Below are 9,618 nucleotides of genomic sequence, written 5' to 3' on the forward strand. Positions count from 1 at the left end.
AGCGGCCAACCGGAAACCCGCCCTGCCCGAAACCGAAAACCCACCCCAAAAACAATCACATCGCGTGATCAGAGATCACGCGGTGGATCGAGGCTGAGACGCCCGGCGTTCGAGCTGGATGTACGGCGCGAACCAGCTGGGGTGGTCACCTTCGAGGAGACGCCGCAGCTGGCGGATGAACAGCGTGCCTGTCCCGAAGGTACGGTCGCAGCCCTCGGTGAACTTCTCGCTCGGTACCACCGCCCCGGATTCGACCTTGCTCACGTAGCTTTCCGAGTAGCCCGTCGCGCTGCCCAAGCCCTTCTGCGTGATCTTGCGAGCCGTACGCACCTGTCTGACGTCGAGCCCGAAGCTCTCAAGCGGATTCAAGTTCTCCGGCGATGCTTCGCCACTCACGCCCTTGACCTCCTACCTGGCTCGTCTGACCAAGTGCGTTGCTGTCGCTCGCACTTGAGAGACGCCGTTCAAGTATGCCGATTCTAGGTGATCCTGTGCTCACCTGGTCACAGAAAGGCACCACGACGGAACGAAGGGCACGACGGCCATGACGGACCAGACCAGCACTCCCACCCCGGCTGACGATGTGACGGAGATGGCTGCGCTGATAGAGGCCGGGGGCTTCTGGCGGCTCGCTCCGGAGTGGGAGCCTCGGACGTACGCGGAAACGACGCCGGAAATCCTCCGGGACATCGAGGCCGGTCTCAGGCGGTGGATCGTATGACCACCGAAGTGCCCTCAGAGCCTTCCTACGTGCCGAGGGAAGGGGAGTTGACCACCGACGCGCGGACGGGCCGGGTAGGGACCGTGACGGGCTGGGACGGGTCACTTCTCACCCTCAGGGCCCCCAACGGTGACGAGTGGCAGACCACGTCGTTCCGGCGTCCGACCACCCGTGAGCGCCTGGTGCCCCGCATCACCGAGGCCAACAAGGACAGCTGTTGGGGCCCGAGGCAATGGTGAGCTCTCGTGACGTGCACGCGGAATGGCGGCTGAGTGCGGACAAACGGGAAGGCGTGCCGGTAGCAATCTTTCAGGTCATGTGCATGACCTGCTACACCATGTCACCCGCCGCCGACAACGACGGTTCTCCCCAGCAGACTTGGGCGCTTGAACACACTGGCCGCAATCCAGCCCACCGGGGATTCAAGCTGATCACCGAGACCTATTGGCGGGTGGAGCCCGGACGTGGCAACCCCTTCCTGGCGGTCGAGTCGTGAGGCGCCTGGCAGCCCACCTGTGCCGGATCGCCGGCCCCTTGCTGACCATCACTGTCAGCGGCTCACGCGGCTTCGTGATCGATGGGACGCTCACACGCCCATAGACTCCGCTCCGGTCGCGGGAGCCCCAGGAAAACTCCGTTACCCGGCAGGGTGGGGCTACCTCGTTACCCCACGTGACCGGAGCGGGCACAGAGGCATCCCGGCTGGTGAACCCTGGACAGTTCGAGTTCCGGGCCGGGGCCTTCTTCATGCCCACTGCGTCACCGCGGGTTACTCATCGAGGTAGAGCAGTGCCGTGATCGTCTTCTTGCAAACGTCACAGTGCATCGGGGCCTCAATGCTGGCCAGGTCGCATTCGATGGACGTGATGCGGTCCACCACCCCCGTTGCGACCTCGCCCTGCCAGGCTTCATGCCACCGTGCGGTGTTCTCCTGAAGTCGCGCGACGTAGCCCCGCGTCATCTCGTAGAACGCCCGGACACCGTGCTCCTTCATATATCCCCAGTTGAACTCCAGGCTCCGGAGCACGACGGGGAAAGGGTGGATTGCTTGTGTCCGGCCCCAGGTCTCCAGCACGTCCTGGACATCCAGCCTGCCGGCTCGTTCGTCCAGGACGTCCCACATGCCCGAGGCGTCGTAGTCTCCCAGGACCTGGTCCAGGATGCCCGCGCAGTGGCGAAGGTTCGCATTCTTCGCCTCGAAGACCCGGGTGACCTCTGCCCGTGTCTCGTCGGCGCGTTCCTTGCGGGCCTTGCTGATGGCGCGGGTCAGTTCCGTGCTGAGTGCTGCCTCATCACAGAGTGAGTCCCCGAAGCTGAGCCAAGGGTCCGGAAACCCCCGCTCGGCCGTGATCTGAAAGACGCGATCGCCTTGCGTTCCCATCCGCTCCTCCTCGGAACGAGCCGACAGCGGAACGAGTCCGCTGAGCGTCAACTGGATGGTGCGCACCGCCGTGAGAGTTCCTCGGCGGCCTGATCGAACGGAACCTGGACCTGTTCGCCACTGTCCATGTCCCGCAGCGTGACCGTACCGGCCTCGCGTTCGTTCGCGCCGTAAATCAGGCAGAAACGGGCCCCCTGATCGCTGGCCCACTTCATCTGTTTGGCGAACTTCCCACTTGACCCCAGGTAGACGCCCGCGCGAACTCCGGCACGACGGATTTCTGCCGCCAGCCGAAAGCTGTCGGCCGCCTGCGCCTCGCCCATCACGGTGACGGCCACATCAATCTGCGAGTAGGCGGCTTCCTCCGCCCGGGAAAGCAGGGGCAGGATGCGTTCGATGCCCAGTGACCCGCCGCAGGCGGGAGAGTCCTTGCCTCCGAGACGGCCGATAAGGCCGTCGTACCTGCCTCCGGATGCGATCGATCCGGGCATGCCGGGGGCGACTACCTCGAAGATGATGCCGGTGTAGTAGTCGAGCCCGCGCACGAGATTTGGCGTGAACCCGATCCGCTCGGGCGGGATCACGTCCTTGGTGAGTTCCAGCAGCTGATCGACCTCCGCCAATCCGGCCTGACCGGTTTCGCTGGACTTCAGCTGTCCCCGGACGCGTTCAACGGCATCGGGTGCGGTGAGATCTTCGACCAAGCCCTGTGCCTTCTCCTGCAAGAGTCCACGTGCGGACACAAGCTCGGTCACGACGGCTTCCGGAGAGAGCTTGTCGAGCTTGTCGAGTGTGATCAGCGCGCCGGAACCGAACTCGTCCGGAACGTCGTAGGCCTCCAGCAGCCCGAACAGGGCATGCCGGGAGTTCAACAGGAAACGGAACTCCGGTACACCAAGCGCTTCGAGTGCGTCATGCAGTGCGAGCACAACCTCAGCATCGGCCAGTGGAGAGGATGAGCCCACGATGTCCAGGTCACACTGGACGAACTCACGGAAGCGACCCTTGCCGGGCCGGTCCGCTCGCCACACCGGCGCGATGGCGTACCGCTTGTACGGAGAGGGGAGCTGGCTGCCATAAGCCGCTGCTGCACGGGCCAGCGGAACGGTGAGGTCGTAGCGAAGAGCGAGATCAGCTTCTCCGGTGGCCTCGTGCTCGCCACGCCGGAGAATCTTGAAGATCAGCTTGTCTCCCTCGTCTCCGTACTTACCGGTGAGGACGTCCAGCCTTTCGAACGCCGGCGTCTGGAGGGGCTGGAAGCCGTAGCGGGCGAACACGGTGCGAATGGTCACGAAGGCTTGCTCGCGCCTCTCAAACTCTGCGGCGAGGAAGTCGCGGGTCCCGGATGCGGGGTCGAACTGCTTCAAGGAGGCCATGCGGGCCATAGTCCCGGACGCCAGTGGTCTGGAGCAAAACACTTCGAGGCGGTGTTTCTTCCCCTCATGCCGCATTCGACCGCGCATCCGGCGGGCGATGTGTACCCGGACGACGCAGCACGCGCTGTGCAGCGTGAGGCGGTCGCGGACGGCCGGCGTCGGGCGGTGAACGTGCCCGGTGAGCTGGGCGAGCTGATCGACGCGATGCTCAGCCATGCATGCGCCGAGCTGAGTGCATGGGCCCGTGAAGCCAGCCCCTGTGGTCGGCCGACCCGGCCTCGGGGGCGGCCCTCCCCCCGGGGCTCGTCGCGCAGGCTACGCCGGGGTCGTGCGGGACGTCACGAAGGCCGCGAGGCGGTCCAGGCCGGTGGTGATGTCCGCGGGGGTCAGCACGCTGTAGGACAGGCGGAGTTGGCTCTGGCCGCCGGTGCCGGCGTAGAAGTGGTACATCGGGGTCCACAGGACGCCGAAGCGGCGGGCGGAGTCCTCCAGTGCATCCTCGTCGGCGGTGAAGGGGACGGTGAGGACGGCGAACAGGCCGCCGGCGGGCGTGTTCCAGGTGACGCCGCTGCCGGGCGGGAAGCGGGTGGCGAGCCCGTCGAGGAGGGCTCGCAGGTTGGTCCGGTAGACGGCGGTCTCGCGGGCGCAGGCCCGTTCCATGCTGCAGCCGTTCTCGAGGAGCAGCCCGCCGATGACGGCCTGGGCGAGGGCCGAGGTGTTGAGGGTGAGCATGCTTTTGAGCTTGGCGAGCTGGTCGGCGAGCAGGCCGCCCTCGGCGACGGGCTGGTCGGCGACGACGTAGCCGATGCGGGCGCCGGGGAAGGCGGTCTTGGCGAACGAGCCGATGTAGACGACGCGGCCGGAGCGGTCCATGGACTTGAGGGTGGGCAGCCGGCCGTCGCCGTCGTGGAACATCGAGTACGGGTTGTCCTCGATCAGGAGGATGTCCAGCTCGTCCGCGGCGCGCAGCAGCCGCCGGCGGTCGGGTTCGGACATGCGGGCGCCACCGGGGTTGGAGAAGTCGGGGACGACGTAACAGGCGCGCGGGCGCAGTCCTTCGGCGCGGGCGGCGCGCACCGCGCGGGCGAGGTCGTCCGCGTCGAGCCCGCCGGGTCCTTCGGTGACCTGGCGGACCGTCATCTCGGTGAGGCGGGCGGCGCCGGTGAAGCCCACGTAGGTGGGAGCGGCGGCGAGGACGGTGTCGCGGTCGTCGCGGCGCAGGGCGCGCAGCAGCAGGACCATGGCTTCCTGGCAGCCGGTGGTGACCAGGACCGCCTCGGGGTCGGCGGTGATGTGCTCGTCGGTGTGCAGCTGGCGGACGAGGAGGTCGTTGATGACGCCTTTGGTGGGCCCGTACTGGAACAGGGTGCGGCGTACCTGTTCCTCGCCGAAGCCGCGGTCCTGCTCGAGGTGGCGGGTGAAGCGCCGCAGGTGGCGGTGGAGGGTCTCGGTCTCGTAGTGGCCCTCGTAGGGGCGGCCCGCGGCGAACGACACGGCCTGGGGGTGGTTGCCGGTGATCTCGTTGAGCAGGGTCATCGAGGTCAGGGCCGGGTCGGTGAGACTGGCGTGCAGGTCGGCGGTGGTCAGCGGGGGTGCGGCCAGGCCCGGCGCCTCGAGCAGGCCCGCACTCACGCGGCCGTGCCGTTCATGGCGTCGATGAGGCTCTGGGGCCGCATGTCGGTCCAGTGTTCGGTGATGTGGGCGAGGGCGCTGTCGCGGTCGGTGGCCGGCAGGGCGACGGTCCAGCCGGCCGGGACCTCGGCGAAGGACGGCCACAGCGAGTACTGGCCCTCGTGGTTGACCAGGACGAGATAGGTGCCCTCGGCGTCCTCGAAGGGGTTGCTCATATTAGCTCCCGGTGTTCGGCGGTGGTGGTCCCCGCCCAGGCTGTCGGGGGCTGCTGCCAGCGGGCTGACGCGGCGCTGACGAGGTCGGCGGTCACATCGAGCAGGACGGGTGCCGGGTCCTGGGTGAGGTGGAAGTGGCCGCCGGGGAAGGTCTGTTCGCGGACGGGTCCGGTGGTGGCGGAGCTCCAGCCGGCCGCTTCGGCGGCGGTCAGTTCCGGGTCCTCGGTGGCGCGGTGCACGGTGATCGGGGTGTGCAGCAGGGCGCCGGGGCGTGGCCGGTGGGTCTCGGCGAGCGTGTAGTCGGCGCGGGCGGTGCGCAGGACGATGTCGACCATGTCGGGGTGGGCGAGCAGTTCGTCGGGAAAGCCGTCCAGGCGCCGCAGTTCGGCGATCAGGGCGCTGTCGTCGGCGCGGTGGACGGCGCCGGGGCGCAGGAGGTGGGGTGCGGGCATGCCGGAGACGATGAGCCGCAGCGGCGGGTGTCCGGCGGCCTGCAGGCGCAGCGCGGTCTCGTGGGCGACGAGTGCGCCGAGGCTGTGGCCGTAGAGGGCGAACGGCCCGTGGGTGAGGGGGCGGGCGGCGTCGGCGGCCTGGTCGGCGAGGGCGTGCAGGTCGCTCTGGAGAGGTTCGGTGATGCGGTCGGCGTGGCCGGGATACTGGGCGGCGTGGAGTTCGACGCCGTCGGGCAGCAGGGCGGGCCAGTGGCGGTAGGCGGCGGCGGTTCCACCGCCGTGGGGGAAGCACAGCAGCCGCAGGCGGGCGGCGGGGCGGGGGGCCGGGCACCGGTACCAGGGGCCCGGGGGGCGGATGTTCATGTCGCCGCCGTCCGGCCGGCGGGCCATTCCAGGGCGGCCACCGCGTCCAGGATGCGCTGGACGTCGGGCAGGTAGTGGCTTTCGAGGAGGGGTGCGGGGTAGGGCACGTCGAAGCCGGTGACGCGGCCGACGGGTGCTTCCAGGCGGTAGAAGCAGCGTTCGGTGATGCGGGCGGCGATCTCGGCGCCGGGGCCGGCGAAGCCGTGGGCCTCGTGGACGACGACGGCGCGGCCGGTGCGGTCGACGCTGGCGGCGACGGTCTCCTCGTCGAAGGGGGCGAGGGTGCGCAGGTCGATGACCTCCAGGCTCAGACCGCTCTCCGCGGCGGCCTCCGCGGCGGCGAGGGCCGCGGGCAGAGCGGGGCCGTAGGTGACGAGGGTGGCGTCGGTGCCGCGGCGGCGGACGGCGGCCCAGCCCAGTGGGCCGGTGTCGGTGGGCAGGCCGGCCTTCTCCTTGTGCCAGTACAGGCGTTTGGGTTCGAGGAAGACCACGGGGTCGGGCCAGTCGATGGAGCGGCGCAGCAGGGAGTAGGCGTCGGCGACGGTGGCGGGGGTGACGACGGTGAGGCCGGGGGTGGCCATGTAGTAGATCTCGGAGGAGTCGCTGTGGTGTTCCACTCCCCCGATGCCGCCGCCGTACGGGATGCGGACGGTCAGCGGCAGCGGCAGTGCGCCGCGGGTGCGGGCGCGGAACTTGGCGACGTGGCTGACGAGTTGTTCGAAGGCGGGGTAGGCGAAGGCGTCGAACTGCATCTCGACGACGGGCCGGTAGCCGTACATGGCCATGCCGACGGCGGTGCCGATGATCGCCGATTCGGCGAGGGGGGTGTCGAAGCAGCGGTCCTCGCCGAATTCGCGGGCCAGGCCGTCGGTGACGCGGAAGACGCCGCCGAGGGTGCCGACGTCCTCGCCGAAGACGAGGGTGTTCTCGTCGGCGCGCAGGGCGTCGCGCAGGGCGGTGTTGAGGGCCTTGGCCATGGTGACGGTGCCGGCTGTGTCGGTGGGCATCAGGTGTCCTGTCCGGCGGCGGCCGTCTCTGCGGCGATCAGGGCCGCCTGGGCTTTGAGGTGGTGCGGCGGCTGGTGGTAGACGTGCTGGAACATTTCGGCCGGGTCGCGCCGGGTCGGGGTGTCGAACGCGCGGCGCAGGCGGGCGGTGAGCTCGTCGGCGGCGCGGGCGGCGTGTGCGACGGCCTGCTCGGTCAGGACGCCGTCGGCCAGCAGGCGGCGTTCCAGGCGGGCGACGGGGTCCTTCTCGGTCCAGGCGGCGACTTCGTCGGCCGGGCGGTAGCGGGTGTCGTCGTCGGCGTTGGTGTGGGCCTCGATGCGGTAGGTGAGGGCTTCGACGAGGGTGGGGCCGCCGCCGGTGCGGGCGCGGTGGGCGGCCTCGGCGACGGCGGCGTGGACGGCCGCGGCGTCGTTGCCGTCGACGCGGACGCCGGCGGCTCCGTAGCCGGCGGCCTTGTCGGCGAGGGTGCGGGCGGCGGTCTGCTTGGCGAGCGGGACGCTGATGGCGTACTGGTTGTTCTGGATGAAGAAGACGACGGGGGCGCGGCGCACGGCCGCGTAGTTGACGGCTTCGTGGAAGTCGCCCTCGCTGGTGGCGCCGTCGCCGACGTAGGCGAGGGCGACGGTGTCGTGGCCGCGCATGCGGGCGGCGTCGGCGAGTCCGGCCGCGTGCAGGCACTGGGTGGCCAGCGGGGTGCACTGGGGGGCGGTGCGGTGGGCGCGCGGGTCGTAGCCGCAGTGGCGGTCGCCGCGGAAGAGGGTGAGGACCTCGGTGGCGTCGATGCCGCGGGTGAGCAGGGCGACGCTTTCGCGGTAGGTGGGGAAGAGCCAGTCGGTGGTGCGCAGGGCGAGCACGGACGCGGTCTGGCAGGCTTCCTGGCCGCGTGAGGAGGGGTAGACGGCGAGGCGGCCCTGCCGGGTGAACGCGGTGGCCTGCCGGTCGAAGGCGCGGCCGGTGACCATGGCCTGGTACAGCGCGAGTGCGGTGCCCTGGGGCAGTGAGGGCCCGGCCGGCGGTGCGGCGGTGCGGGGCGTGGCGTCGAGCACGGTCATCGGGAACCGCCGCCGCGGCTGCGGTTGATCCAGGTGCGTTCCAGGGTGTCGGTCAGGGCGGGGCTGTGCAGCAGGCAGGCCTGTTCGTAGGCGTACTGGGCCAGGTAGCGGCGGAAGAGGTCGGCGGGTTCCTCGACGAGGTTCAGCATGCGCCGGTTGGCGCCGACGGCCGGGTGGTCCAGGTGCTGGGCGGCGCGTTCGACGGCGGTGTCCATGGTGTCGGCGGGTGCCGTCTCGTCGACGATCGGGGAGGCTTCGGGGTCGGCGGCCTTCAGCTTGTGGCCCCAGAAGATCAGGCGGCGGGTGAGGCGGGAGCCGGCCGGGTGCAGCAGGCGCAGGTTGGACACGCCGGGCACCAGGCCCTCCTCCATGGCGGGGAGGCTGAACCAGGCGTCGTCGGCGGCGACGACGCGGTCCATGACGGGCAGGATCTGCAGCCCGCCGCCGATGGCGAAGGAGTCGACGGCGCCGACCCAGGGCTTGTCGGCGTCGGGCCACCAGCCGTCGCCGGCGCTGTCGTCGAGGCACAGGCCGCGGACGAACTTGGCGATGTAGCCGGCCTCGCGGCGCAGCAGGAAGCCGAGGAGGGAGATGTCGCCGTGGTAGAGGTGGGTGAGGTTGATGCCGGAGCTGAAGACGCGGCGGCCGGCGTGGGCGGGGTGGGTCTGGGCGGCGCCGCGCAGCACGCCGACGTGGCTGGAGGGGTCGAGGAGCACCAGGTCGGTGCCGGTCTCGAGGGCTTCGACGGCGGCGTCGTCCTCGGCGTTGAGGAACTCGTCGTTGCACAGTTCGAGGTGGGCGATGCCGTCGCGGCGGGTGACGGTGGCGATGCCCAGGTCGGTGTGGCCGGTGAGCCGGTAGTCGAGGAGGGCGGCCAGCGCGCGCGGGGTGGGGCGCAGCATGGAGCGCAGCAGGTGGTTGCCGGCGGTGGGGGCGTTCAGCACGGCCTGGAGGAAGACGCCGACGGCGATCTCCCAGCCTTCCTTGTTGCGCTGCATGTGCCGGGCGTCGTCGGCGAGTTGGGTGCGGGTGGGCACCAGGCCCGGGAAGTGGTGGGCGGCGAGGGCGACGAGTTCGTCCAGGCGGGGGCTGAGGGTGAGCCCGTCGGTCAGTTCGGCGTAGACGCGTTCGGCGTGTGCGGCGAGGAACCGGCGCCGTACGGTGCGGGCCTCGTCGTGGACGGCGGCGGCGTCGCTGTGCTGGCCTGGGGTGCGTTCGGTGCGCGGCGGCAGGGCGGCGACGAGCCGCATGGTGGACTGCAGATAGGTGGTGACGGCGGCGCGGTCTGCTCCGAAGTCGCCGGTGGGGGCGGGCGGGTGGGCCGGCAGCGCACGCAGCACGGTGGTGGTGGGCGGGGTGTCGGGGGTGTGGGCCGGCAGGGTCCGGTCGTCCGCTGCGAGGGTCGGTGTGCGCACGGTG

At 70.3% G+C, this 9,618-nt stretch carries 12 protein-coding genes and 1 pseudogene; 4 read left to right on the top strand and 9 right to left on the bottom strand.

Annotated features, from left to right (window positions below):
- Positions 1–75 precede the first annotated feature (75 nt).
- Entirely contained in the window at positions 76–396 is a 321-nt protein-coding gene (locus ACZ4SA_RS28725; protein WP_468280263.1) for a helix-turn-helix domain-containing protein, read from the bottom strand.
- A gap of 148 nt (positions 397–544) precedes the next feature.
- Here ACZ4SA_RS28725 and ACZ4SA_RS28730 point away from each other — a divergent pair, with 148 nt between their 5' ends.
- From ACZ4SA_RS28730 to ACZ4SA_RS28740, 3 genes are read left to right on the top strand one after another with little or no spacing between them, the layout of a single operon-like run.
- Positions 545–721, top strand: coding sequence for a hypothetical protein (locus ACZ4SA_RS28730; protein ID WP_468280266.1), 177 nt, complete (start codon positions 545–547; stop codon positions 719–721).
- The gene (locus ACZ4SA_RS28735; protein ID WP_468280268.1) at positions 718–960 is read left to right on the top strand and encodes a hypothetical protein; all 243 of its coding nucleotides are present in this window, start codon (positions 718–720) and stop codon (positions 958–960) included. Before ACZ4SA_RS28730 ends, ACZ4SA_RS28735 begins: the two co-directional genes overlap by 4 nt.
- Positions 961–971: 11 nt before the next feature.
- Complete coding sequence (locus ACZ4SA_RS28740; protein WP_468280270.1) at positions 972–1,217, top strand: DUF7848 domain-containing protein; 246 nt, start codon at positions 972–974, stop codon at positions 1,215–1,217.
- 273 nt (positions 1,218–1,490) lie between these two features.
- On the opposite strand, the gene ACZ4SA_RS28745 is transcribed toward ACZ4SA_RS28740, so the two are convergent.
- Both ACZ4SA_RS28745 and hisS read right to left on the bottom strand, forming a co-directional pair.
- Positions 1,491–2,168, bottom strand: coding sequence for a hypothetical protein (locus ACZ4SA_RS28745; protein WP_468280272.1), 678 nt, complete (start codon positions 2,166–2,168; stop codon positions 1,491–1,493).
- The gene (gene hisS, locus ACZ4SA_RS28750) at positions 2,150–3,565 is read right to left on the bottom strand and encodes a histidine--tRNA ligase (protein ID WP_468280408.1); all 1,416 of its coding nucleotides are present in this window, start codon (positions 3,563–3,565) and stop codon (positions 2,150–2,152) included. The genes ACZ4SA_RS28745 and hisS overlap by 19 nt, the downstream gene beginning before the upstream one ends.
- A 15-nt stretch (positions 3,566–3,580) precedes the next feature.
- Between hisS and ACZ4SA_RS28755 the strand changes: the two are divergent.
- A pseudogene (locus tag ACZ4SA_RS28755) lies at positions 3,581–3,697 on the top strand (protein kinase family protein); the annotation flags it as partial.
- 96 nt (positions 3,698–3,793) lie between these two features.
- Here the strand turns inward: ACZ4SA_RS28755 and ACZ4SA_RS28760 are convergent.
- The 6 genes from ACZ4SA_RS28760 to ACZ4SA_RS28785 are packed head-to-tail and all read right to left on the bottom strand — an operon-like array spanning position 3,794 to position 9,614.
- The gene (locus ACZ4SA_RS28760; protein ID WP_468280274.1) at positions 3,794–5,110 is read right to left on the bottom strand and encodes an aminotransferase-like domain-containing protein; all 1,317 of its coding nucleotides are present in this window, start codon (positions 5,108–5,110) and stop codon (positions 3,794–3,796) included.
- Entirely contained in the window at positions 5,107–5,325 is a 219-nt protein-coding gene (locus tag ACZ4SA_RS28765) for an MbtH family protein (RefSeq protein WP_356636333.1), read from the bottom strand. Before ACZ4SA_RS28765 ends, ACZ4SA_RS28760 begins: the two co-directional genes overlap by 4 nt.
- Entirely contained in the window at positions 5,322–6,140 is an 819-nt protein-coding gene (locus ACZ4SA_RS28770; protein ID WP_468280277.1) for a thioesterase II family protein, read from the bottom strand. Before ACZ4SA_RS28770 ends, ACZ4SA_RS28765 begins: the two co-directional genes overlap by 4 nt.
- Positions 6,137–7,147 (bottom strand): alpha-ketoacid dehydrogenase subunit beta, encoded by a 1,011-nt coding sequence (locus ACZ4SA_RS28775; protein WP_468280279.1) that lies wholly within the window; start codon positions 7,145–7,147, stop codon positions 6,137–6,139. Before ACZ4SA_RS28775 ends, ACZ4SA_RS28770 begins: the two co-directional genes overlap by 4 nt.
- Positions 7,147–8,199, bottom strand: a complete 1,053-nt coding sequence (locus ACZ4SA_RS28780; protein ID WP_468280282.1) for a thiamine pyrophosphate-dependent enzyme — start codon at positions 8,197–8,199, stop codon at positions 7,147–7,149. The genes ACZ4SA_RS28775 and ACZ4SA_RS28780 overlap by 1 nt, the downstream gene beginning before the upstream one ends.
- Positions 8,196–9,614, bottom strand: coding sequence for an enoyl-CoA hydratase/isomerase family protein (locus tag ACZ4SA_RS28785; RefSeq protein ID WP_468280285.1), 1,419 nt, complete (start codon positions 9,612–9,614; stop codon positions 8,196–8,198). The genes ACZ4SA_RS28780 and ACZ4SA_RS28785 overlap by 4 nt, the downstream gene beginning before the upstream one ends.
- Positions 9,615–9,618 lie beyond the last annotated feature (4 nt).

This window comes from Streptomyces sp. NPDC027962 (genome assembly GCF_055566095.1).